This window comes from Anaerotaenia torta, from assembly GCF_050433395.1.
GTDB classification, from domain to species: Bacteria; Bacillota; Clostridia; order Lachnospirales; family Lachnospiraceae; genus Mobilitalea; species Mobilitalea torta.
On the sequence record NZ_JBNPXH010000008.1, the window covers coordinates 13455 to 38751 of the forward strand.

General features: G+C 49.1%; 24 protein-coding genes. 22 read left to right on the forward strand and 2 right to left on the reverse strand.

Annotation, left to right across the window (positions count from 1 at the left end; all coding sequences use genetic code 11):
- Positions 1-5: 5 nt before the first annotated feature.
- The 13 genes from HNQ56_RS13660 (at position 6) to HNQ56_RS13720 (ending at position 14135) form a co-directional block, all read left to right on the forward strand.
- The gene (locus HNQ56_RS13660; RefSeq protein WP_429147109.1) at positions 6-920 is read left to right on the forward strand and encodes a ketopantoate reductase family protein; all 915 of its coding nucleotides are present in this window, start codon (positions 6-8) and stop codon (positions 918-920) included.
- 206 nt (positions 921-1126) lie between these two features.
- Complete coding sequence (locus HNQ56_RS13665; RefSeq protein ID WP_429147112.1) at positions 1127-2155, forward strand: ABC transporter substrate-binding protein; 1029 nt, start codon at positions 1127-1129, stop codon at positions 2153-2155.
- 85 nt (positions 2156-2240) lie between these two features.
- Positions 2241-3209 carry an ABC transporter permease gene (locus HNQ56_RS13670; RefSeq protein ID WP_429147115.1) on the forward strand — a complete coding sequence of 323 codons (969 nt, stop codon included), beginning with the start codon at positions 2241-2243 and terminating at the stop codon, positions 3207-3209.
- A 2-nt stretch (positions 3210-3211) separates the two neighbouring features.
- Positions 3212-4006 carry an ABC transporter ATP-binding protein gene (locus HNQ56_RS13675; protein ID WP_429147116.1) on the forward strand — a complete coding sequence of 265 codons (795 nt, stop codon included), beginning with the start codon at positions 3212-3214 and terminating at the stop codon, positions 4004-4006.
- Between the two features lie 353 nt (positions 4007-4359).
- Complete coding sequence (locus tag HNQ56_RS13680) at positions 4360-6294, forward strand: substrate-binding and GGDEF domain-containing protein (RefSeq protein ID WP_429147118.1); 1935 nt, start codon at positions 4360-4362, stop codon at positions 6292-6294.
- Between the two features lie 23 nt (positions 6295-6317).
- The gene (locus HNQ56_RS13685; protein ID WP_429147121.1) at positions 6318-7802 is read left to right on the forward strand and encodes an aminotransferase class I/II-fold pyridoxal phosphate-dependent enzyme; all 1485 of its coding nucleotides are present in this window, start codon (positions 6318-6320) and stop codon (positions 7800-7802) included.
- Positions 7803-7844: 42 nt separating this feature from the next.
- On the forward strand, positions 7845-8432 hold the full coding sequence (locus HNQ56_RS13690) for a nucleoside/nucleotide kinase family protein (protein ID WP_429147123.1): 588 nt from the start codon (positions 7845-7847) through the stop codon (positions 8430-8432).
- Between the two features lie 123 nt (positions 8433-8555).
- Positions 8556-8996 (forward strand): YaaR family protein, encoded by a 441-nt coding sequence (locus HNQ56_RS13695; RefSeq protein ID WP_429147126.1) that lies wholly within the window; start codon positions 8556-8558, stop codon positions 8994-8996.
- 12 nt (positions 8997-9008) lie between these two features.
- On the forward strand, positions 9009-10001 hold the full coding sequence (gene holB / locus HNQ56_RS13700; RefSeq protein WP_429147129.1) for a DNA polymerase III subunit delta': 993 nt from the start codon (positions 9009-9011) through the stop codon (positions 9999-10001).
- Positions 9994-10908 carry a PSP1 domain-containing protein gene (locus HNQ56_RS13705; RefSeq protein WP_429147131.1) on the forward strand — a complete coding sequence of 305 codons (915 nt, stop codon included), beginning with the start codon at positions 9994-9996 and terminating at the stop codon, positions 10906-10908. The genes holB and HNQ56_RS13705 overlap by 8 nt, the downstream gene beginning before the upstream one ends.
- Positions 10898-11650, forward strand: a complete 753-nt coding sequence (locus tag HNQ56_RS13710; RefSeq protein WP_429147133.1) for a tRNA1(Val) (adenine(37)-N6)-methyltransferase — start codon at positions 10898-10900, stop codon at positions 11648-11650. Before HNQ56_RS13705 ends, HNQ56_RS13710 begins: the two co-directional genes overlap by 11 nt.
- Positions 11651-11723: 73 nt before the next feature.
- Positions 11724-12572, forward strand: coding sequence for a 16S rRNA (cytidine(1402)-2'-O)-methyltransferase (rsmI, locus tag HNQ56_RS13715; protein ID WP_429147136.1), 849 nt, complete (start codon positions 11724-11726; stop codon positions 12570-12572).
- Between the two features lie 21 nt (positions 12573-12593).
- Complete coding sequence (locus tag HNQ56_RS13720) at positions 12594-14135, forward strand: tetratricopeptide repeat protein (protein ID WP_429147139.1); 1542 nt, start codon at positions 12594-12596, stop codon at positions 14133-14135.
- 54 nt (positions 14136-14189) lie between these two features.
- Here the strand turns inward: HNQ56_RS13720 and HNQ56_RS13725 are convergent, their stop codons facing one another.
- Positions 14190-14447, reverse strand: coding sequence for an AbrB/MazE/SpoVT family DNA-binding domain-containing protein (locus HNQ56_RS13725; RefSeq protein ID WP_429147141.1), 258 nt, complete (start codon positions 14445-14447; stop codon positions 14190-14192).
- A gap of 284 nt (positions 14448-14731) precedes the next feature.
- Between HNQ56_RS13725 and HNQ56_RS13730 the strand changes: the two genes are divergently transcribed.
- The 7 genes from HNQ56_RS13730 (at position 14732) to HNQ56_RS13760 (ending at position 23367) form a co-directional block, all read left to right on the forward strand.
- Positions 14732-15319 carry a nucleoside recognition protein gene (locus tag HNQ56_RS13730; RefSeq protein ID WP_429147144.1) on the forward strand — a complete coding sequence of 196 codons (588 nt, stop codon included), beginning with the start codon at positions 14732-14734 and terminating at the stop codon, positions 15317-15319.
- An 18-nt stretch (positions 15320-15337) separates the two neighbouring features.
- Positions 15338-15865: a spore maturation protein gene (locus HNQ56_RS13735; protein ID WP_429147146.1), complete on the forward strand. Its 528-nt coding sequence runs from the start codon at positions 15338-15340 to the stop codon at positions 15863-15865.
- A 196-nt stretch (positions 15866-16061) separates the two neighbouring features.
- Positions 16062-18239: a DUF2264 domain-containing protein gene (locus tag HNQ56_RS13740; protein ID WP_429147149.1), complete on the forward strand. Its 2178-nt coding sequence runs from the start codon at positions 16062-16064 to the stop codon at positions 18237-18239.
- Between the two features lie 76 nt (positions 18240-18315).
- Entirely contained in the window at positions 18316-20652 is a 2337-nt protein-coding gene (locus tag HNQ56_RS13745; RefSeq protein WP_429147152.1) for an alpha-L-arabinofuranosidase C-terminal domain-containing protein, read from the forward strand.
- A 389-nt stretch (positions 20653-21041) separates the two neighbouring features.
- Positions 21042-21842: a MerR family transcriptional regulator gene (locus HNQ56_RS13750; protein WP_429147155.1), complete on the forward strand. Its 801-nt coding sequence runs from the start codon at positions 21042-21044 to the stop codon at positions 21840-21842.
- A complete protein-coding gene (locus HNQ56_RS13755; protein ID WP_429147158.1) occupies positions 21839-22654 on the forward strand; it encodes an ABC transporter ATP-binding protein in 816 nt (271 codons plus the stop codon). The genes HNQ56_RS13750 and HNQ56_RS13755 overlap by 4 nt, the downstream gene beginning before the upstream one ends.
- On the forward strand, positions 22651-23367 hold the full coding sequence (locus HNQ56_RS13760) for an ABC transporter permease (protein ID WP_429147161.1): 717 nt from the start codon (positions 22651-22653) through the stop codon (positions 23365-23367). Before HNQ56_RS13755 ends, HNQ56_RS13760 begins: the two co-directional genes overlap by 4 nt.
- Positions 23368-23458: 91 nt before the next feature.
- Here HNQ56_RS13760 and HNQ56_RS13765 read toward each other — a convergent pair whose 3' ends face one another.
- A complete protein-coding gene (locus tag HNQ56_RS13765) occupies positions 23459-23821 on the reverse strand; it encodes a metal-dependent transcriptional regulator (protein WP_429147164.1) in 363 nt (120 codons plus the stop codon).
- A gap of 549 nt (positions 23822-24370) precedes the next feature.
- Between HNQ56_RS13765 and HNQ56_RS13770 the strand changes: the two genes are divergently transcribed.
- Together HNQ56_RS13770 and HNQ56_RS13775 are read left to right on the forward strand one after the other, a co-directional pair.
- Positions 24371-24766, forward strand: a complete 396-nt coding sequence (locus tag HNQ56_RS13770; protein WP_429147166.1) for a class Ib ribonucleoside-diphosphate reductase assembly flavoprotein NrdI — start codon at positions 24371-24373, stop codon at positions 24764-24766.
- Positions 24744-25295, forward strand: coding sequence for a DUF3793 family protein (locus HNQ56_RS13775; RefSeq protein WP_429147169.1), 552 nt, complete (start codon positions 24744-24746; stop codon positions 25293-25295). The genes HNQ56_RS13770 and HNQ56_RS13775 overlap by 23 nt, the downstream gene beginning before the upstream one ends.
- The last annotated feature ends 2 nt before the right edge of the window (positions 25296-25297 follow it).

A 25297-nucleotide genomic window follows, 5' to 3' on the forward strand; every position in this document is an offset into this window, starting at 1 on the left:
CCGGTATGAAGGAAATTAACAAGGTAAGTATTATTGGAATGGGAGCATTAGGAGTGTTATACGGTTCCCATATCGTAAAGCATCTGGGAATGGAAGCGGTAGACTTCATTATGGAGGAGAGCCGCCTGCAAAAGTATGGGAACCAGCCTGTCTATTGCAATGAGGAGGAATTCCGATTTCATATGACCCTGGATACCCAGGCAAAGCCTGCCGACCTGCTGATTGTTGCTGTGAAATATACCGGGCTGGAGGATGCCCTGAATAGAATTCAAAATTGCATCGGGCCGGATACTATCATTATATCCGTGCTGAACGGAATATCCAGTGAAGGGATTATCGGTGAGCGGTTCGGTACGGATAAGGTGATCCATACGGTGGCACAGGGGATGGATGCTATGAAATTCGGCAATAAGCTGACCTACACCCAGATGGGGAAGCTGCGGATCGGCATCGTCGATGAGAGGCTGAGAGAAAAGCTGGACTGTCTGGCGGCATTTCTGGATAAAATCAAGCTGCCCTATGTTGTGGAAGAGGATATTCTGTACCGGATGTGGGGAAAGTTCATGTTAAATGTAGGGGTGAATCAGGCCTGTATGGTCTATGGGACAACCTATGCCGGAGTTCTGGCGCCGGGAGAGCCGAACAGGACCATGATTGCCGCCATGAGGGAAGTGATTGCCCTTGCCAATGCAGAGGGAGCGGCTCTTTCGGAAAAGGATCTGAATCAATACATCGAGCTTACGAAGACCCTCAGTCCCACAGGGACACCTTCCACGGGACAGGACCGGATCAACAGGAAGCCTTCCGAGGTGGAATTATTTGCAGGCACTGTGATTGAGCTGGCCAAAAAACATAATATATATGTACCGGCCAACGAGTTCCTGTATCAGAGAGTACAGGAGATTGAAAGAGAATATTAGCAAATTAAAATTGCAGATAATAAAATGATAGATGGAAGAAAAAAGTTGTTGACGAATCCTCATTTTAATAGTAGACTTTATCCATTAAAAGCTTTAAAGCTTTAAAGCGAAGGAGTGCCGAAAGAAGGCAGTGCTGCAAGAAAATAGCACGGTAAAAGGTAGTACGGCACAAAATTAGAGTGTACAGATTATGAGGAGGTAGTTTTTTGAAAAAGATAGTAGCATTGATGTTAGCATTTGTTTTAGTTCTGAGCCTTGCCGCCTGCGGGACCCCGGACACCAAGACGCCCGGAAGCGGGAAACCGGCAGGAGACCAGGAGAGCAAGGAAGACGACGGTCAGAAGGATGAGAAGACGGTTTATAACGTAGGAATCCTGCAATTAGTTCAGCACGAAGCGCTGGATGCCGCTACCAAAGGATTTCGGGATGCCTTAACCGGGAAGCTGGGCAATCAGATTATATTTGATGAACAGAATGCTGCGGGAGATTCTCCCACTTGTGCCACAATCGCGAACCAGTTCGTTTCCAGTAAATATGACTTGATTATGGCCAATGCCACGGCGGCTCTCCAGGCATCCGTTTCCGCAACCAACACGATTCCCATTCTGGGAACCTCTGTTACGGATTATGCCACGGCTCTGGACATTGATAACTGGACCGGAGTAACCGGCATGAATGTGTCAGGCACCGCGGACCTCGCTCCTCTGGACAAGCAGGCGGAGATGATTAAGGAGCTGTTCCCTGATGTAAAGAAGATCGGTATTCTCTACTGCTCAGGAGAACCCAATTCAAAGTATCAGTCTGTTACCATTCAGGGATATCTGAAAGAGATGGGTTATACCTGTACGGAATATACCTTTGCAGATTCCAATGATGTGGCTTCTGTTACACAGAATGCCTGCTCCAACAGCGATATCATCTTTATTCCTACGGACAACACGGCTGCTTCCTGTGCGGAAGCCATTAATAATGTTGCGGAGCCTGCGGGAGTTCCCATTGTAACCGGTGAGGAAGGTATTTGCAGGGGCTGCGGAGTGGCCACTTTATCCATCGACTATTATGAACTGGGCTATGCAACCGGTGAGATGGCTTATGAAATCCTTGTAAACGACGCTGATGCAGCTGCAATGGAGGTTCAGTATTCCCCCAGCACTACATACAAGTATATGGCTGACCGTGCCGCGAAGCTGGGAGTTACGATTCCTGACAGCTATACCCCCATTGAGGTGAAATAATCGGCAGAAGCAATTGGAGTGGTCATAAAAGGGGTGCCCCGTGATAACCGGCACCCCTTAAAGCGATTATATGAGGAGGAGAAAAATGAATTATTTTGCAAGCCTTGATCCAATGAATTTACTCAATGCCCTTCCCGGCAGCATTGCTCAGGGTATTATTTGGGGTATTATGGCACTTGGCGTATATATCACCTTCCGGCTGCTGGACTTTGCGGATCTGACGGTGGACGGCTCCTTTGCCACAGGGGGTGCGGTCACGGTAATGCTGGTTCTGGCGGGAGTGCCGCTTCCCGTGGCTTTGCTTGCTGCCACTCTGGCGGGAGTTGCGGCCGGTCTGACTACCGGTCTGCTGCATGTTGTCCTCGGAATTCCGCCGATTCTCTCCGGTATCCTGACCCAGATTGCCCTGTACTCGGTGAATTTGCATATCATGGGTATGTCTGCTAATAAAGCCTTAAGCGCTCAGAAATATAACCTGATGGTGTCCCTTATGATCCCCGTAAGGTCAATTTTTGTGGGCGCGCTCTTTGCGGCGGCCTTGATCGCTCTGCTGTACTGGTATTTCGGCACCGAGCAGGGCAGCTCCATACGGGCAACGGGAAGCAATCCTTCCATGAGCAAGGCCAACGGCATTAATATTAATTTCACCAAGATTCTGGCACTGGCATTGTCCAACGGCCTGGTGGCGCTGTCCGGCGGGCTGCTGGTACAGTATCAGGGCTTTGCGGATATCAATATGGGCCGGGGAGCCATTGTCATCGGCCTGGCTGCCGTAATTATCGGAGAAGTACTGGGAGAAGGCCTGTTAAGAAAGCATATGAACTTTGCGATCCGTCTGATTTTTGTAATTATGGGCGGCATTATCTATTATGTTGTTGTAAATATAGTGCTCTGGTTGAAGCTGAATTCCAATGACCTTAAGCTGTTTACCGCAATTATTGTAGCCATATTCCTTGCGGTGCCCTATCTTCAGGGCAGGAGCAAGAACTCCTTCAGCCGTACGGCAAAGGCTTCCCTGACTGCTCTGAAGGCCAGAAAGGAGAAGGAGGAATAAATATGCTGAATATCATAGACATTCATAAAACCTTTAATCTGGGTACCATTAATGAAAAGGCTGCTCTGAATGGGGTGGATCTCCATCTGGAGCCGGGAGATTTCTGTACCATCATCGGAGGCAACGGCGCCGGTAAATCCACGACGTTAAATGCCGTTGCCGGTGTCTGGCCCGTGGACAGCGGGGCGATTCTTCTGGACGGACAGAATATCACCGGTCTGCCGGAGCATAAAAGGGCGGGCTTTCTGGGCCGTGTCTTCCAGGACCCGATGACGGGAACCGTCGCCAGCATGGAGATCGAGGAGAATCTTGCGCTGGCTGCCCGGCGCGGCAAGCGAAGAACCCTTGGCTGGGGAATTACCCGGCAGGAGAAGGAGAGATACCGTGAGCTGCTGAAAATACTGGATCTGGGTCTGGAAAACCGGATGACCGCAAAGGTTGGGCTCCTGTCCGGCGGCCAGCGTCAGGCGCTGACTCTGCTGATGGCGACCCTGCAGCAGCCGAAGCTTCTGCTGCTGGATGAGCATACCGCTGCCCTGGACCCCAAAACCGCGGAGAAGGTGCTCCGTGTCACGGATCAGGTCATTGGGGAGAATCGTCTGACGGCATTGATGGTTACCCATAATATGAAGGATGCCATTGCCCATGGCAACCGTTTAATCATGATGCATGACGGAAAGGTTATTTTAAATATCACAGGGGAAGAGAAGAAGAAACTCACGGTGGCGGATCTGATGCACCAGTTTGAGGCGGTATCAGGACAGGAGTTTGCAAACGACAAGGCGATTTTGGCATAAGGTATAAGACAGAAGGTTCTCAATGTAAGCTGGGGCCTTCTTTTTGCATGTGAGATAAGAACTAAGATGATTTGCTTTTCGTGTTTTTGAGGGAATGGAGTATGAATATAAAGATTCTGTACTACTGAATCACAATTACGATAGGCGATCAAGGGGAATAATCAATGAAATACGTGGTTTTTATTCTTAATGGAGTTAATTTGTGATTGTATCCATTTAAATCAGAGAATATTGTATTTTGTAAGAAAATATTGTATGATATAAGGGTCAGATGGTCATGCTGCTATGTGCTGTAACGGAGTATGGCAGTAATGGCGTAACCTGGAAGCAGTCCTGGCAAAGGGGTGGGCGCAATGTCAGATACACAGAAGAGCCGTATGTTTGGAAACGGCAGAAAAACAATAGGGGTTTTTGTAACACAGGTATATCAGGAGTTTCAAGAGACCTTAAGCAAGGGAATCAGCGAGCGTGCCAAGGAGCTGGGTTATAATGTGGCGTTCTTTACTAATTTCCTGGGATACGGAGAATTTGAATATGAGACAGGGGAACGCAGCATTACGACTTTGCCCTGTTATGAGGAGCTGGCCGGGATTATCATCGTGCCGGATACGATGTTTGCCCAGGGCTTTGACCTCAGCGTCCTGGAGCGGATATCCCAATTTGCATCCTGCCCTGTGGTCAGTGTGAGAAAGAGGATGGAAGATTATTATAATGTATTGGTTGACGATACAATGGTACTGGATGAGATCATCCGGCATTTTATCGTGGATCATGGATATAAGCGGATTCATTTTCTGACCGGCCCGAGAAGTAATCCGGCTGCGGTGCAGCGTCTGGAGTCTTTTCGAAGAATTATGGAGGAATACCAGCTGCCGGTTGGAGACGAGCAGATTTATTACGGTGATTTCTGGAAGTATACCGGATATGATGCGGTGAGATATTGGCTGGCCGACCCTCAGAAGCGTCCGGAAGCCATTATCTGTGCCAATGACTATATGGCGATAACCGTCTGCAAGGCTCTGGAAGAGCGGGGCATCCGCGTTCCGGAGGATATCGCGGTTTCCGGCTGTGACAATATACTGATGGCGGAGATTTATGCACCGTCTATCACGACGGCCGGGGTGCCGGTCTTTGGGATGGGCAAGGCGGCAGTTGATAAAATAGATATGCATCATCATAATATTCCTCAGGGCAGGGATACCATAGTGAAGACGGTAACCTGCTGGAGGGAATCCTGCGGGTGCAGACCGGTTAGCAACCAGGAGGAGGTTTCCAGACAGAGAAGCAGAATTCTCAATGAATTAGAGGCGAAGGATCTGGCGATTTCCAATAATGCTTTTATGTCCGTCGAGCTGACCAGCATCAAGACCATTGCAGAGCTGAATCGCCGGCTGGCCTCCTATACTTATATGAATGAGGATTTTTCCAGCTTCTATATGTGCCTTTATAAGGATTGGGAGCTTCGCGGAGAGGGGGAGAATGCCGGCATTGTCCAGGGGGATGAGATGGTGATGGAGGTTGGAATTCATAATGGAGAATGGCTTCAGAGGACGGAATATTCCCTGCCTGCGCTGATTCCTCCCCGGTATGTGGGAAGTGAACCTCAGATATTTTTATTCAATATGCTTCATCATCAGGAGATTTGCTTCGGTTATACGGCAATCAGCTTCCATGACGGGGAGATATATCAGTCTTCTTATCATGGGTGGCTTACGAATATATGCAATGCACTGGAGAATATCCGGATACACAATGTTTTAACCCGGCTGGTAAGCCGTCTGGAGGATATGTCCATTAAGGACGAGCTGACGGATTTATATAACCGCAGGGCGCTGGAGCAGCTGGGGAAACTTTATCTGTTTCAGTGTATTAAGAGCGAGACGAAGCTTATGGTGCTGTCAGCGGATATCGATAAATTAAAATATATTAACGATACCTTCGGACATGCCAGCGGAGATGCCGCGATACGGACTGTGGCGGAAGCGCTGCAGTATGCCGCCCGGGATGATGAGATCTGCATCCGTGTCAGCGGAGATGAATTCGTTGTAATCGGCATGGATTATGATCAGGATAAGATAGAGGAATTTGCCTGGCGTTTTGAAGAGAGGCTGAGGCAGGTCAATGAGGAAAGCAACCGGAGCTATCAGGTATATGTAAGCTATGGATGGTATCTCGTCAGGCCGGATGCGGATACGACCATCGAGGAATGCCTTCTGGTATCGGATGCCAGGCTGTACCGGATGAAGGGCCGGAAAAAGGAGATGGAACAGACACTATACCGTGCGTAGAAGGCAGGGATGCATTGATACGTATGGGAAAACGAGGAGAGAATTATTTGGCATCAGATGGATTGTATGATAAATTAATAAAGCATAGCAAGGATGGGGGTTACCCGATGCACATGCCCGGACACAAGCGTAATACGGAGCTTTGCAGAATGGACAACCCCTATTGTTTTGATATAACGGAAATTGATGGCTTTGATAACCTCCATCAGCCGGAGGGCATACTTCGGTCATTGTCAGAAAGAATCAGCCGTCTCTATGGGGCGGAAGCCTCCTATCCTCTGGTCAATGGCAGCACGGCAGGGATTTTGGCCGGAATATCCGCAGCGGTGAAGAGAGGGGATAAGGTGCTCCTTGGCCGTAACTGTCATAAAGCAGTTTATCATGGAGTTATCCTCAGAGGCTTGGTTCCGGTCTATTGTCATCCACAAAAAATTGATGGAATCCCCTCTGCCGGTGGAATTCTTCCCGAGGATTTGGAGAAGGCGTTGATAACCCACCCGGATATACGGCTGGTGATCATCACTTCCCCCACTTATGAGGGAGTGGTATCGGATATTGGGGCAATTGCAGAGCTTGTCCATAGATATGGGGCATATTTATTGGTAGATGAAGCACATGGAGCCCATTTTGGATTTTCCCGCGGCTTCCCGGAGAGTGCGGTGAGGCTGGGGGCAGATCTGGTTATACAGAGCCTGCATAAAACCCTTCCGGCGTTCACTCAGACGGCAGTGCTTCATTCCAATGCTGCGGCTTTGGATTCCAGGCTCAGACAGTATCTGGCCGTTTATCAGAGCAGCAGCCCTTCCTATGTCCTGATGGCAGGAATGGATCAGTGCATCCGTTTGCTGGAGGAGCGAGCGGAAGAGTTATTTGAAGCCTATGAGCGGAGACTTCTGGGATTCTATAAGAGAATGGAGAAATTAAAGCACCTTTCTCTGCTGAGGCCGGACATTGCCGGAAAATACGGTGTGTATGGCCTGGACCCTTCCAAAATTACTGTAATAGCGGCAGGAACGGGCTTTCAAGGGCATGAATTACATCAGCTGCTTCAGAAGCGCTATCATATGATGCTGGAGATGGAGGCGCCGGATTATATCCTGGCCATGACAAGCATCTGTGACACCGACGAGGGCTTTGAAGGGTTAGCCCGGGCGCTGCTGGAGATTGATTCGGATATAGAGAAGCGGGCTGCCGGAGATTGTTCCGGGTGTGGAGGCCAAGAGTGCTCTGGCAGAAGTCATCAATGGATGGCGGAGCTGCAGCCTGAGAGGGGGCTTCTTCCCTGGGAGGCATGGGAGAAGGAGGCTGTGAGTCTGGACTTCGAGGAGAGCGCGGGGCGGGTGTCCGCTGCCTTTCTCAGTCTGTTTCCCCCGGGAGCACCGGTTCTGGTGCCGGGAGAAATTATCTCACCCCGCCTGATTGACTATATCCTTGAGGTACAGGAACAGGGAATAACGGTGACCGGCTTAACAGGCGGGAACGGCGGCCGGATCGAAGTGGTGGAATAGTGAGCGGGACGGCAGAGCGAAGGAACAGGAAGGAATGGAATTATGTCTAGAATTTTTATTGTCATGGGTAAAAGCGCCACAGGAAAAGATACGGTGTACAAGCGTCTGCTGGAAATGAAGGAGCTGTCCCTGAGAACCTGTGTGATGTATACCACAAGACCCATAAGAAGCTCAGAGGTCCATGGAGTGGAGTATTATTTTGTGGATGAAGCTGCCCTGGCAGAGCTTCAGAAGCAGAAGAAAATTATAGAGCACAGGGCCTATGAGACCGTGCACGGCACCTGGCATTACTTTACCGTGAATGACGGACAGATTAATCTGGAGGAAGCGGATTATCTTATGATCGGCACGCTGGAGACTTATCTGCAGATCCGGGAATACTTTGGCAGGGAGTATGTGGTGCCCATCTATCTGGAGGTGGAGGACGGCATCCGGCTGACCCGGGCCCTCTGCCGGGAGCGGAAGCAGGAGCAGCCCAAATATGCGGAGATGTGCCGCCGCTATCTGGCGGATGAAGAGGACTTCTCTGAGGAGAATTTATGGAAAAGCGGTATCACAAAGCGTTATCAGAATCTGGATATGGATCACTGCCTCTGTGAGATTCGGGAGGATATAAAAAAATTGCTGTAAAGTCAACGGGATTCATGTTATAATGTCCAAGATGAGCAGATTAGTTCATGCAGTCCTTGCGTTCCTAATCTGCGGATGACAGTGTCAACAGCTATTTAATTGCAGTTTCCGGGAGGAAATGAGATGGAGATAAAGGTGAACCAAATGCAGAATATGCAGCAAATAGAGCAGAAGGCTCCGGTGCCCGAGGCAGACGGTTCTTTTAAATATACCCTGGTTTCCCATATCGAAGAACAGCAGCTGAGAGCTGCTTTAAACGGTATGCTGGAGGAAATAACCGCGGAGGGAAAGAAGCTGACAAAGCGTATGGACCTGCGGGATATGAAGCGCTATCGGGCGCTGATCAAGGATTTCATGAATGAGATCATTAACCGTTCCCATAAGTTTTCCAGGGAGAATTTCCTGGACCGGAAGGGAAGGCACCGGGTATATACCATGATTAAACTGGTGGATCAGAATCTGGATGAGCTGGCGGCGGAGCTGATTAAGGATGAGAAGGATCATCTCGCGATTTTGAACAAGATCGATGAAATCCGGGGGTTATTGCTGGATATTCTTACATGATCGGAGGTTTTTATGCAAGGGTTTGAACAGATCATAGGCCATGAAAGTATCATACAGCATCTTCAGAATGCAATCCGCTCAGGGAAGGTTTCCCATGCCTATATCTTTCACGGAGAGGCAGGAATGGGCAAGAAGCTGCTTGCCGATGCCTTTGCCTGTGCATTGCAGTGCGAAGAGGGCGGAGCAGCCTGCGGGAGATGCAAGTCCTGTATGCAGGCGGCTTCCGGGAATCACCCTGACATTATCCGTGTAACCCATGAGAAGGCAAGCATCGGGGTGGATGATATCCGCCTGCAGGTAAACGGGGATATCCAGATAAAGCCCTATAGCAGCCCCTATAAGATCTATATCATAGGGGATGGGGACAAGCTGACGGAGGCAGCGCAGAACGCACTCTTAAAGACCATGGAGGAGCCGCCGGAATATGCGGTGCTGCTTCTGCTGGTCAGCAATATTACGGTCCTTCTGCCCACCATTCTGTCAAGATGCGTACAGTTAAATCTTAAGCCGGTGGATAAGGCGGCGATTAAGGAATTTCTGATGCTGCGCCACCAGATACCGGATTATAAGGCGGAGATGGCGGCGGCATTTTCCAGCGGCAACGTGGGAAAGGCGATTAAGTATGCCGCCTCCGGAGATTTTGAAAAAATGAAGGAGGATGTGCTCCATATCCTGAAATATATAGATGAGATGGAGCTGCATGAGATTATATCGGGATTGAAGGTGCTGACAGCAAACAAGCCGGTCATTGAGGATTACATTGATCTGATGATGCTGTGGTACAGGGATGTGGTAATGTATAAGGCAACCATGGACCCGGATCTTCTGCTGTACCGGGAGGAGCGTTCCTTCATCAAGCAGCAGGCCAATGTCCGGAGCTATGATAATATAGATAAGATTATAAATGCAATGGAAAAGGCAAAAATAAGATTAAGAGCCAATGTCAACTTTGATATTGCCATCGAGCTGATGTTACTTACTATAAAGGAGAACAGTAATGGTTAATGTAATTGGAGTGAGATTCCGGAGAGCGGGAAAAGTATACTTCTTTGATCCTGCCGGTTATCATATAAAACAGGGAGACAATGTAATCGTCGAGACCGCCAGGGGAGTGGAATATGGCGTGGTGGTTCTGGGCCCCCGGGACGTGGAGGATGAGAAGGTGATCCAGCCGTTAAAGCCGGTGATCCGTCAGGCTACCGACGAGGATATAGCTACAGAAAAACGCAACCGGCAGAAGGAGAAGGATGCCTTCCAGATCTGCCTGGAGAAGATCAGAAAGCACAGTCTGGAGATGAAGCTCATTGACTGTGAGTATACCTTTGATAACAACAAGGTGCTGTTTTACTTTACTGCGGATGGACGAATTGATTTCCGGGAACTGGTGAAGGATCTGGCCAGCGTATTCAAGACCCGGATTGAGCTGAGGCAGATCGGCGTGCGGGATGAGACCAAGATTGTGGGAGGCATCGGAATCTGCGGAAGGCCTCTCTGCTGTCATACCCATTTGTCCGAATTTGCACCGGTTTCCATCAAGATGGCAAAGGAACAGAATCTGTCCCTGAATCCCACCAAGATATCGGGAGTATGCGGACGGCTCATGTGCTGTCTGAAGAACGAGGAAGAGGCCTATGAGGAGCTGAACAGCAAGCTGCCGGGAGTGGGGGATTATGTAACCACGAAGGATAATCTCAAGGGTGAGGTTCAGAGTGTCAGTGTGCTTAAGCAGCTGGTGAAGGTGATTGTAACCCTGGAGAACGACGAGAAGGAAGTACGGGAATACAAGGCGGACGAACTGCGGTTCAAGCAGAGAAAGCGCAGGGAGCGCAATACCTCTCTGGAGAATGACGAATTAAGAGCATTGGAGCTTTTGGAGAAGAAAGAGGGGAAATCCTTACTGGATGATGAATAGCAGGGAGGAAGAGTATCTGAAGCCGGATGAGCGGGCGGATGAGTTGAACAGGAATCATTATAAGATAATTCAAAATACAAAGAAGTTTTGTTTTGGCATGGACGCGGTATTGCTTTCCGGCTTCGCCAGGGTGATTCCCGGGGAAAGGGTGCTGGATCTGGGCACCGGAACGGGGATCATACCCATCCTGCTGGAGGCGAAGACGGAGGGACAGCATTTTACCGGCCTGGAGATCCAGGAGGAAAGCGCGGATATGGCGCGCCGGAGCGTTGCCATGAATGGACTGGAAGATAAAATTGATATTATTACCGGGGATATCAAGGAAGCCTCTGCTTTATTTGGATTGGCTTCCTTCGATGTTGTTACCAGCAACCCGCCCTATATGAATCACGGCCATGGCCTGGTCAACCCCGGCGATGCGAAAGCCATTGCACGGCATGAGCTTTTGTGTACTCTGGAGGATGTAATCCGGGAGACAGCCAGGCTGCTGAAGCCGGGAGGGCGTTTCTATCTGGTGCACCGTCCCTTCCGCCTGGCGGAGATTATGAACCGGCTCATGGCTTATAAGCTGGAGCCCAAGAGAATGAAGCTGGTACATCCCTATCTTGACAAGGAGCCGAACATGGTGCTTCTGGAGTGTGTCAAAGGGGGGAAATCCATGCTTAAGGTGGAGGCTCCTCTGATCGTTTATCGGGAGCAGGGGGTATATACGGAAGAAATCCATACGATCTATGGATATTAAGGATGGCGCAGCTTGTACCATCAGAGGATTGACAGGATGAGAGAAGGATTGTTTGTCCAGGAAAGGATCTATTATGTCCGGTATGTTATACTTATGTGCCACGCCAATCGGGAATCTGGAGGACATTACCTACCGGGTGGTGAAAACACTGCAGGAGGCGGATCTGATTGCGGCGGAGGACACCAGGCACAGCATTAAGCTGCTGAATCATTTTGAGATAAAGACACCTATGACCAGCTATCATGAATTCAATAAGATAGAGAAGGCAAGATATCTGGTGGAGCAGATGAAGGCGGGTGTGAATATTGCACTGATTACCGATGCGGGAACCCCGGGGATCTCCGATCCGGGGGAAGAGCTGGTGAAGCAGGCTTATGAAGCGGGGATTGAAGTCACCTCCCTTCCGGGAGCGTGCGCCGCGGTAACGGCGCTAACCCTGTCGGGGCTGGCTACCAGAAGATTTTGTTTCGAGGCCTTTCTGCCAAGTGACAGGAAGGAACGGCAGAGAGTGCTGAAGGAGCTGGAGAAGGATACGAGGACGCTGATACTCTATGAAGCGCCTCACCGGCTGTCCAAGACCCTGGAGGAGCTTTTGGGGGCATTGGGGGACCGGAGGATATCCATTATTAAGGAGCTGACAAAGAGGTATGAGAGAGTGCAGCGTACCACTCTTCGGGAAGCGGTTGCCCAGCTGGAAGCGGAGGAACCGAAGGGAGAGTACGTGCTGGTAATTGAAGGAAGGTCCGGTGAGGAATTGGAAGCGGAGGAGCAGGAGCGGTGGGGCGCTGTTGCTTTGACCGAGCACATGGAGCTCTACACGAAGCAGGGCTTTGATAAGAAGGAGGCAATGAGGGCGGTTGCCAGGGACAGGGGCGTCAGCAGAAGGGATATCTACCAGATGCTGATGAAGGATGAGACATAACTGTCTTTTGGAGGTGAAATAATGTCATCAGGGATATTTCGAACAAAAGAGAGAACGGCGGTTGTTGTAATTCTGGGAATAGCAGCGATTATCTTTGGGTTTATCCTTATCAATCATGAATCAAAAAACAATCGCATTAACGAACGTGCGGTAATGGCGGAGAACTACCTGAACGCAGGCAGCTATGAGCTTGCCGTGGCGGCATATCAGGAAGCTCTGGCCATGAAGGACAGCGACAGGGAGACTCTGTCCATAGGATTGGCGGAGGCTTATGCCGGGATGAAGGACTATGATAAGGCTCTGGAGACATTGCGGGCTGCTTATCAGAAGCTTTCTACAGAAAAACTGGAAAAAAAGATGGAGGAGATCAAGTCTGCCAAGCAGGACTATGACTTTCTTCAATCTATTTCCCGTGCCGATGTTTATTTTTCCAATGGGGAATATGATAAAGCTATCTCTGTGTATGAGGAGGCCAAGCTGTTAAAAAGCAAGGATGTGACCTCCTATCAGCGCATTGTCCAGGCGTATATTGAGCAGGGCAAATATGACCTCGCCAGGGAGGAGGTGCTGGAGGGGATAGAGATAACCCAGAGTGAGGAGCTGGAGACCCTTCGGATCACGGTGGACCACTATCTGCTGAAGGAAGACTACGATGTCATAATCAGCCAGGCGGAGGAATACATTCTGCAGGAAAATTATGAGGACGGGATGGAAAAATACCGGGAGGCTGCAGAGCTGCTGCCGGACGAGCCTGCGGCTTACAAGGCGCTGGCGGGTATCTATATTCAACAAAAGGATTACAACGCCTGTATTCGTCTCTTAAACACTGCTCTGGAGCATACCGGGGATGAGGAGTTGAAGGAGCTTCTGGATATGGCAAAAGAGCAAAAGGCCGGGGAAGAGGAGCGGGAAAACATACTTTCCGAATTGTGTCAGGCTATGGAAGAACGGAATACGGACCGGATCACGGCAGCGATGGAAACGTCGCTGTTCCAAGCGGAGGCTTCGGGAGAAATGCCGGTATTTTTCAATATTGTAGGAGATATCTCCAAAGGAAGCGGTTTGATCATCTACAGCGGGGAGCAGGTCTACTACGGAGAGATTATGAACGGCGTGAAGAGGGGAACCGGAATGTACTTTATGCTCACGGGAGACCCGGAAAAACGGGGCTACTATTATTATGAGGGTGAATGGGGGAATGATCTTCCCAACGGCTCCGGCAGGGTGGCGGAGATGAAGCTTAAGGAAAAGAAGGCCGGCGAGTTATATAAGGAGGTAACCATTACAGAGGGAATCTTCTATGATGCGCTGGAGGACGGCAGCATGAAGAAGTATTTTTACGAGAATGATACGGAAACAGGAAGAATAAAATATCTTGCCCAGAACGGCATCCCCATGGAGAAGAATACCCTTAAGATATCTCCGGCCCCGGCTCCGTCAGGCAAGGCTTACAGTATTGCGGAGCTGTACCGGGGTGATACCGCAACCGGAGAAGACTATAAGGTGGAGCCGGATACTGTCTGGGGCGTCAGACCCTTCCTGCGGACAAAAAACAAGCGATAGCCTGTAATGAAAAAGAGCCTGCCGTTCTCACGGCAGGCTCTTTTAATTATGTAACTATTCGATGAGACCTGCAAGCTTTGCAAGTTCTACGATAGTATCCTTGGATATTTTCTTTCCCTGATATTCCAGCAGATTGTCCTTGTTGCCGTTAAAAATATCGGTGGGCTCGTACTTCTGAAGAATGATTCTTCCTTCCTCAACAAAAATCTCCAGTGGATCTCTCTCGCTTACATCCAATGTTCTTCTCAACTCGATGGGAAGAGTGATTCTTCCAAGCTCATCCAGTCTTCTTACAATGCCAGTACTTTTCATAAATAAACCTCCTTTTTCACTTGTATGGGGAATAATAATAGAATGCTTTACTTCATGCAAGCATACACTTGATAAGCTTACATTATTTGTAATGGCATAAATTAAGATATCATAGGATTTTTTTGATGTCAACTAAAATAATTGTCAAAACATAGCACAATTTAAACAATAAATGTAAAAGGGAACTAAAAAGTACTAAAAACATAAAAAAACTGCAGGAATTTATGCTGATAAGCGGAATATAGTTATATTGACAAACCAAAAAACGGAAAACGGTGAGGAGAATGCTAAACTACCTTTGGGGAATTATGATTGTGTTAGGGGTAACCATCGGGGTGTTAAGGGGGGAGATCGGTGAGGTCAGCAAAGCCGCGATTAACTCCTCCAAGGAAGCGGTAACACTCTGTATTACCATGCTCGGAATCATGGCTATGTGGACCGGTGTGATGCAAATTGCAAAAAAATGCGGGTTGGTGGCTTCCTTTACCAAAGCCCTGCGTCCTCTGCTCCGGTTTCTGTATCCCAGTATCCCAAGGGAGCATGTGGTAAATGAATATATTGCCTCCAACATGATTGCCAATATTCTGGGTCTGGGCTGGGCAGCCACTCCTATGGGGCTAATGGCGATGCAGGAGCTGAAGAAGCTGAATCGGAATTCGGAGGTGGCCAGCTGTGATATGTGCACCCTCCTCATTATTAATATATCTTCCCTGCAGCTAATCCCGGTGAATGTAATTGCCTACCGCAGCCAGTACGGATCTGTGAATCCTGCCGAAATTCTGGGCGCCGGGCTGGCGGCGACAATCTGCTCTACCTGTGTCGGCGTTCTCTTTTCCATTGCGGCAAGGAAGCTGTGCAGCCGCAGAAAATAGAAGAAAGGCAGGGTAATTATGAGGTTTTTGATTTATTTGTCGGATTATATCATCCCATTTATTCTATTTTATATCATAGGCTTCGGTCTTCTTATGAGGACCAATATTTTTGACGAATTCATTCAGGGGGCCAAGGACGGCTTTAAAGTCGTATTTGACATTTTACCCACCCTCATCGGTTTGATGGTCGCTATTGGGATTTTACGCGCTTCTGGAACCCTTACAATCCTATCCGGCATCTTAAAGCCGCTGACCGATCTGCTGCACTTTCCCTCCCAACTGGTTCCGGTGGCAATCATCAAGATGTTCTCCTCCTCGGCGGCCACCAGTCTGGTGCTGGATATCTTCAAGGAGTACGGGCCGGATTCCTATCTGGGGAGGCTGGTATCCGTTATGATGAGCAGCACGGAGACCATCTTCTACACCATGGCGGTATACTTTATGGCAGCAGGGGTGAAGAAGACGCGCTACACCCTCCTGGGATGCCTGCTGACCACGCTGACAGGAATTATCGCCAGTGTAATAATGACCAACCTGGTATTCTAGGGATGGCCTCCCCTCGAACAGGGACAGGTCTCTGTTTGCTGTCGTCAGCGCCGGTTATGCTTTTGTAATGAATTTACTGTAACACATAATTTTTCCTGCTGCAAGCTATTGTTTCTGATCGTAATACAGAATCTAAATCAGCAGCAACATTTCTGAGACAATATTCATGGAATTACCCGGAGAAATGTTGTATCATATGAGATATAGAATCATGACAGGGCCGGCTGTCCATACCGGCTGCAGCAGGAAGGGAGCAAGGTTAAAAGAGATGATATTTCAGCCCGAAACATTAGATTATGAATTAAGCCCTTACACGGGACTTACCAGGGAAAGCTGGCTTGAGGCAGCGGAGTACCTTTTAACCGGCATTTTTCGCAATATTAAATCAATTCATGACCCCGTGATTATGCCAAGAAAGGAAACAGAGGTCAGCTATCCTCATAAAAATGTCCCGGAGAAGCAGAGAGAAACCGAGCGGAGAGCGGAGATTTTCGAGGGGCTGGCCAGATCCTTCTTGCTGGCGGCACCGCTGCTTCATAATAAGCCGGACGCGGTCATCTGCAATTACAGACTCAGAGATTACTATAAGGAACAGGTGCTGCGGGCGTGTACCAGCAGCGATGCGAATTCTGTCGGGAGCTATGAGGAGCAGATGGAGCTATCGGGAAGCCGGGACCCCTTCAGGCCCTTCCAGCAGACGGTGGAAACCTGCGCCCTGGTACTGTGCCTGTGGAGCTGTAAGGCGGAGATCTGGGACACCTATACGAAGGAGGAAAAGGATACCATCGCCGCTTTTCTGACCGGCTATGCCCATGCCAATACGGTTCCCCAGAACTGGCGCCTGTTCAATATGCTGGATATGGCCTTCTTATACCGGGAGGGATATCCCATCGACGAGGATATTATGAGGGATCATGCCCAGGCAATTCTGAATTACTATGCAGGCGACGGATGGTACCGGGACGGGCATTCCTTTGATTATTACTCCTGCTGGGCCTTTCATGTATATGCACCCATCTGGAACCTGTGGTACGGCTATGAAAAGGAGCCTTATCTGGCACAGAGATTTGAAGAGAATTCCAATCAGTTGATGGAGACCTACGGAGACTTCTTTGACCGGGATGGGTTTACCAATATGTGGGGACGCAGTAATATTTATAGAAATGCGGCCACCTGCGCTTTTGACGCAAATATGATGCTCAGGAATTCCAAAGCGGATCCAGGACTGGCAAGGCGCATTGCATCGGGCTCGTTGATGCAGTTTTTCACCAGAGAGGACTTCCTGCATGAAGGGGTTCCTACCCTGGGCTTCTACGGACAGTTTACCCCGCTGGTGCAAGGGTATTCCTGTGCGGAATCGCCCTTCTGGCTGGGGAAAGCCTTCCTCTGCCTGCACCTGCCGGCAGAGCATCCCTTCTGGACTGCCAGGGAGAACAACGGCACCTGGCAGCGGCTTGGGGAAACAGAGGTCAAGGAGACTCTATTGAACGGCCCGGCTCTTTGCTTTACCAACCACGGAGCCAACGGGGAGACGATTCTGCGTACCGGAAAGGTGGTTCGAAACCGAGGGGATGAGCATGGCATGTGGAATTATTCCAAGCTCTGCTTCAACAGCAAATATCCGTGGGAATCCGCGCCATCAAAGGAAGTGGAAGCACAGCAGTATGTGCTGAAGGATATCACCTCCGGAGAATGCGCCAAGGCCAATGTTACCTTCTGGCATGGAAGGAAAGAAGGGATTCTATACCGGAGACAGTTTTTTGATTACGACATCTCCAAGGAGAGCACCTGGATACAGGCCGTGAATCTTGCGGATTTTCCGGTACCTTACGGAATCCTCCGGGTGGACAAGCTGCGCCTGCACCGCAGACCCATCTCCCTGACGCTGGGGGCCTACGGTTTTCCGGATAACGGGACAGAGGCGGTACGGCGGGAGAACACCTTCTTAAAACGAGGCAGCGAGCTTATGGCTCCCTGCAATGAATTGCAGTGCAAGGCAAGAGCCATAATCTTAAAGGGGCATGATTATACCGGCAGGGAGAAGCAGCTTGCCATGACGCTGTATGACGGCTGGGATGAGATTGACCTCCTGCACAGCGAAGGAACCAATCCGGATTCCGCCAAATCCATTGTGGTCTATGGAAGCCTTGCCAGAAGGAAGCAGTATGGATATGAGCCTTATGTAATGATCTCCCAGGTAATTACGAAGGAGAGCCTGGAGGACTTTACGGAGGAAGAACTCTTCCCCATCGCTTCGGTGGAATATACGGACCGGGAAGGCTGCGGAGGCTATGGACCGGTAACTCTTTTGCTGAAGAATGGAAGCAGGAGAGTAATTGAATTTGAAGGGATGGAAGGGAATTTGCAGCTGTAATTTACTATATCCAGCATAGGGCGGAAAATCTGCCGCCTGCTGTTATACTGCCCTTTGGCAGAGAAATGGAGTAATTATGAAGATTAAAGTGGATGCCGGTAAGCAGGGGGAGAGCCTGGGCGATCTGTTCGGTATCTTCTTCGAGGATCTGAATCATGCGGCGGACGGAGGTTTATACGCAGAGCTGGTTCAAAACAGATCCTTTGAGTTTGCCGAGGTGGATAACCCCAATTATCATGGGCTGACGGCCTGGGAGAAGATAGAGAAGGACGGAGAGGCCAGGCTGATTCTGGAGACGGGGAATCCGGTGAGCAATAAGAATCCTCATTATCTGGCGGTGGATGTTCTGGTTCCCGGAAGGGATGTGGGAGTGCAGAATCTGGGCTTTAGCACAGGAATACCGCTCCTTCAGGGGAACAGCTATTATTTTACCTGCTATGCCAAGAGAGAGCAGGATATGGATCAGCCGGTTGTTATCTCCCTCCGAAGTGCGGACGGAGAGGTTTATGTAAAGCAGGAGATCTTTCCGGATCGGGAGTGGAAGAAATATGAGCTGGAAATTACTGCGCCCTGTACGGATCACAGCGGGCGGCTGGCACTTACGGTTCAGGGCAGGGGAAAGGTGTATTTTGATTTTGTATCGCTGTTCCCGAAGGATACCTTTAAAGGCAGGCGCAATGGCATGAGAAGGGATATTGCGGAAAAGCTGGCCCAGCTTAAGCCGAAGTTCATGCGCTTCCCCGGAGGGTGCCTGGTGCATGACGGTTCGCTGGATTCAGAGGTGAGGGATTCCCAGTACCGCTGGAAGAACACCATCGGCCCTCTGGAGGACAGGCCCGCAAGAAGAAATAATTGGGGTTATAATCAGACTCTTGGACTTGGGTTTTATGAATATTTTCAATTCTGTGAAGATATCGGGGCAAAGCCGGTTCCGGTACTGCCTGCAGGCTATGACCCCCATCACTACAGGGCCGCGCCCCTGGATGAGCTTCAGCCCTGGATTGAGGATGCTCTGGATCTGATTGAGTTTGCCAATGGGGACAGCTCCACCCCCTGGGGCAGGAAACGGATGGAGATGGGGCATGAGGCAGCTTTTGGACTGGAGTATATAGGGATTGGCAATGAAGAGGTGGGAGAAGGTTTCTTTGAACGGTATGCCATCATCCATAAAGCGGTGAAAGAGAGATACCCGGAGATTAAGATCATCAATACCAGCGGGCCCTTTGCCGCCGGAGGGGAATATGACAGGGGCTGGAAGTCCTCCAGGGAGAATGGTTCGGATCTGGTGGACGAACACTATTATTGTGCGCCGGAATGGTTTCTGGCGAATCATCACCGGTATGACAGCTTTCTCAAGACCGATCCGAAGGTGTTCCTTGGAGAATATGCTTCCTGGGGCAATACTTATTATAATGCTTTGGTGGAAGCCTCCTATATGATCGGGCTGGAAAGGAATGCAGAAGCCGTGGCTCTGGCTTGCTATGCTCCGATGCTGTGCCATGCGGATTATGTCAATTGGAGGCCGGATCTGATCTGGTTCAATAACCATCAGGTATACGGGACGGCCAATTATTATGTACAGAAGCTGTTCATGCACCACCAGGGTGACCGGCTGCTGGAGATCCGCGGGGAGGATATGCCGGAGAATATTATGGCAGACAGGGAACCGGACAGGATAAGCGGAGACATCGTCCTGGCAGCGAACCAGTCTCATGTGGAGTACAGTGATATTCAGATCATCAATGAGGATACCGGCGAGATACAAAGCTTTGATGCCTGCTGTCTGAAGGAGAGCCAGACCCAGACTCTGACCGGTATGGGCGGCGTGAATTACACGATTAAGCTGAAAGCCAGAGAAAAGGAAGGATATAAGGGATTCCGCATTTATTTCGGCTTAAAGGATGACAGGAATAAATATACCTGGGAGCTGGGAGGATGGCAGAATCAGGATAGTATAATCACAGAGGATATCAATGGGAGGAATTCCTGTCTCAGCCAATATCTGCTCTCGGTGGAACGGGAGAGGGAATACCTTCTTGAATTAAAGATACAGGGACGCTGGATTCAGGCCTTTGTAGACGGAGTTGCCAGTCACCGGATTGAGAGCAAGCCGGTTGTCCTTGAGCCTGTATACTATTCCGCCAGCATGGAGGAAGCGGGAGATATTATCATTAAAGCGGTCAATGTTTCAGACAGAGACCGGAAAGCCGAGATAGAAATCGTCAATGCCAGTCCGGCAAGGGGCTCCGTCTGGTGCCTGGAAGGCCATGAGCTGGATGCCGTCAATGATTTTGACCGTCCTGAGGCGGTTCTCCCCAGGGAGAAGGAGCTGTCCTTGAAGGGTGAGAATTCCTTTGAATATGAATTTGCAAAGCATTCAGTAACGATTTTCAGGATATCCAACCGGGAATAATGCCGAAGATGCGGTTTTAATCACGAGATCATAAGGAAGCGGAAAAGGTGCTGTCTCTGGGACAGGCTCCTGTGATATAAAAACCGGAAGAGGGCTTCCAACAAAAAAGCATCATATCAGATATAGGGCATGATGCTTTTTTGTTGCTGGGTAGTAATATACCATAAATACAAAAATAAAATGGTATAAAATTAGAAATATCTTGTATGTGACGCAGCGTCATATATTATAATATTGACAGGAGCTATGCGGTTGCAGGAAACAGAATAGATCAACGAAGGGGGGACCGGTTCCATGCCGGCATCTACAAGGCCGTTTTGAGCGGTATCAAGGCAGCTTTATGCGGTATTAAGGCAGTTTTACGCGGCAAAAAGGGCATGGATGTAACGATGGGAAAATATAAAGCGATACCGGAAGGCTATATGACGGTTGGCGAGGTTGCAAAGAAAATGGGGGTCAGCGTCCGTACCCTGCAGTATTATGACAAAGAGGGTCTTCTTTCCCCTTCGTCAGAGAGCGAAGGCGGCCGCAGGCTTTATACAGACAAGGATGTGGTTAAACTCCATCAAATTCTGTCACTGAAGCATCTGGGGTTTTCACTGGAGGACATAAAGAACCGTCTGATCTCGCTGGATACTCCCGCGGATGTTGCGGAAGCGCTTACGGAGCAGGCCGCTGCCATACGGGAAAAGATAGAGGCCCTGTCAGAATCCCTGAAGGAGATAGAAGCATTGCAAGGGGAAGTGCTGCAGATGCAGGCGGTGGATTTCAAGAAATACGCGGATATTATCGTCAATCTGCAAATGAAAAATAAGTTCTACTGGCTCATCAAGCATCTCGATGATAAGACTCTGGATCATTTTCGGAGCCGCTTCGATAAAGACAGCGCCATGGTAATCATGGACACTTTTACGCATCTTCTCGAGGAGGCCATGAGGCTTCAGAAGGAAGGGGTGCTGCCTGAAAGTGAGAAGGGGCAGAGCTTTGCCAGAGAGTTTTGGGATATGATTATGGAATTTACGGGGGGAGACATGAATATACTGTCCCAGCTCATACAGATGGTAAGCTCCGGCGGCATGAACGATGAATGGAAACAAAAGCAAGCCATGGCCAACGCTTTTATTGAACCGGCTTTGGGCGCCTATTTCACCACATTAGACTATAATCCGCTGGGGGAGGGAGAAAAATGAGTTACGCGATACAGATTGACGGATTGGAGAAAAGCTATGGGGATCACGCTGTGTTGAAGGGCTTGAGCTTTGATGTCAGGAAGGGTGAAATCTTTGGCTTACTAGGTGTGAACGGCGCAGGCAAGACCACGGCCCTGGAATGCATCGAGGGCTTACGAAAGTATGAGGGCGGCAGCATCGAGGTGAATGGCAGGATGGGAATCCAGCTGCAATCCTCATCCCTCCCGGCTCATATTAAGCCCATGGAAGCGGTGCGGTTATTTGCAAAATGGAATAAAACGAAAATAGATCATTCCATGCTTACCGCTCTTGGGATTGACCAGCTGGCCAAAAAAATATACATGGATATGTCCACGGGGCAAAAGCGGCGTTTGCACCTTGCCCTCGCTTTAATCAGCAACCCGGACATCGTATTTCTTGACGAGCCGACGGCCGGGCTGGATGTGGAGGGCAGAATGTCGCTCCATGAACAGGTCCGGGAATTGAAAGCCCAGGGAAAGACAATTGTTTTAGCCAGTCACGATATGGCGGAGGTGGAAAGCCTGTGTGACCGCATTGCGATTTTGAATGAGGGAAGGATCGTCTTCTTGGGCACGGTTGCGGAGCTCACCTCAAAAATCAGCAAACGATATATCATTCACATCAAGACCGGGCAGGGGGATGAGACATTTGAAGCCGAAGACATTGGGGATACCATGCTGACAGTGCTGGAAGAGTTCAAGCAGCGGGGAATTGCCGTACAGGATATTAAAATAGACAGGGGAACGCTGGAGCAGCATTTTATCGAGATGGCGAGGGGGAATGGCGAATGAATGCATTTTGGTACGGAGCGGTATTACAATGGAAGCTGGATATACGGAGCAAAGCCCTGTTAATCACCTGTTATGTGGTTCCTCTTTTGTTCTTTGCTGTTATGGGGGGGATATTCACCTCTGTAAACCCCGAGGCAAAGGCTACGCTGATACAGTCCATGACGGTGCTGGGGGTATCGATGGGCGCCTTCATCGGCCTGCCGCCTTCTCTCACGGAGATATACGGAAGTGATATAAAGAAAGTGTATAAGGCCAACGGAGTGCCCTTGTATCTTGGGCTGGTTTCCATGTTTTTATCGGCATTTGTCCACCTGCTGATAATGTGCGCCATAATATACATTGTTGCCCCTATTGCGTTCGGAGCGGCGTCACCGGCAAATCCGGCGCTGTACTTCGGTTCCCTGGCGGTTCTGATTGTGGCATCCTTAAGTATCGGGAGTGTTCTGGGGCTATTGGTGAAAAACCAGGCGAAGCTCACCATGATTTCACAAATAATATTTCTGCCCTCCATGATGCTGTCGGGAATTATGTTTCCGGTTGATTTACTCCCAGGGTTCTTTAAGGGTGTGGGGAGAATGATTCCAGCGACATGGGGATATCAATTGATGACAGACGGCGGTTTTCGTTTTGACAATCTGTGGCCTTTGGCGGTTATCTTCCTGGCGGCGGTTATCCTATGCGGTTTTCTGCTGAAGAAACTGCAATCCGAATAATTACACATGACCGGAGGTTGACAGAAAAGGTTGCTGACAGATTCTTGATTGTGGAAGATAAAGTTGTAAAAGCCTTTGAAGGAGGGTGGCTTCAATGGTTTGCGTATTTTTTTATGGCGGAAAAGGTCTCATCACTGATGTGATGCTCTATTTTACATGCATCTTCGGCGGCAGTCTTCTCGTTGACACCGAGGCGGATTAAAAAATCGGTCAGCAGGGTGTGCCGCTCATATATTTTGCTGGCGATTTTGTGACCCTCTTCCGTCAAAAAGAGGAGGCCTTCTGCATCTACAGTAATATATCCGGCATTCTTCAAAAGCCCCACAGCACGGCTGACACTGGGCTTGGAATATCCCATATATTCACTGACATCGATGGAACGGACTGCGCCGCTTTTTTTCGACAATATTAAAATGGTTTCAAGATACATTTCCCCGGATTCCTGTAAATGCATGAAAATACACCTCACTTTGATCAGATTGTAGTCTTTTGTTTTTGATACTTTTTTATCAATATGTATCTATCATACTATAGAAAAAAAATAAGCACAAGCTTTTCATAATCTTCCAGCCATTCCGCTTCAAAATCATCTCCGGTTTTTCTATTCCATATTATGACGCAATCGTCCCTGCCTTGGATCATGACATAAATTTAGTCTTTGTCCCGGTAGTACTTATCCGTGATTTCCATGACAGCAATTCGGGGAAGGCGGGCCTCAATTTTTCTTGTAAGACGGGAAGGAAACCTTTCATCGCAGGGCTTCACTCCTTTATGGATAGTATATAAATAATCTTTATTACCCCGCATGATCTATTTGTATTACAATTATAGACTGTGCAATGCAAAAGCACAAGTTCTGTATCACCACTCCGACTATTTTATTTCTACGCATTTATTACTTGCATTTCATTTATGTTTTATATATAATATAATGGTTAGCGAATGCTAACTGAATGCGATTTTACTTAGAAATATTTTTTAAGAGAGATATGAAGGAGTTTGTATGATAATTGTTTATGACAGTTTAACCGGTTTGGGAAAGGAATTTGCCGAGGCATTGGGATATCCGGTGCAGCCAGTCGGGCAGGGCGTGGATGAGCCTTGCATTCTTGTCACCCGCAATGTCGGCCTGGGTAAAATCCCGGAGACCACCAGCCGTTTTTTAGACCAGCACAGGACCTATGTACTTGGTGTGGTGGTAAACGGAAGCAAAAGATTCGGCCCCTTCTATTGCAAAGCGGCAGACAAGATCAACAATCTTTATGAGATACCTATTATAAGAAAGATCAGTGGATCAGGAAGCCGGGAGGATATCGATTTTGTGAAACATTTTCTGAAAACACTTCGGATTCCTGATGACAGGAGGAAGAGCGGATATGTTGGAACGGCACTTAATTGAACATTGCGCTCCGACGCTGGCTTCGTTAAAAACAGCTAATCTCTTCAGCTTTACCTATACCGGAGAGAAAGAAATGCAGGAGGGTATAGCAGAATGGAATATGCAGCTTCGGGAGAAAGGCCTGGAGCTGATTGTATTGCGCAGACGCAACAATAAGGCGCTTATTTATGTATGCCGGAAGTCAAAGCTGGAACAGGATCTGAGAAGGCCCGGAGTGGCTTATTTTCTGGCGTCTTACGGCTACACCGGCACGGATGCGGAATATGCCCTGAAGCGGCTGAAGGGGCGCTTGTCCGAGTCGGAGGATTTCCCGCATGAAATCGGAATCTTTCTCGGATACCCCCTTGGGGATGTGATTGGCTTCATCCAGAATGCGGGACAGAACAGCAAATGCTGCGGATGCTGGAAGGTATACTGCAATGAATGTGAAGCGGTACGCATGTTTGCAAAATTCAATAAATGCAGGGATGTGTATCTGCGCCTTTGGAAACAGGGAAGATCCGTTCTGCAGCTTACTGTGGCGGCCTGATA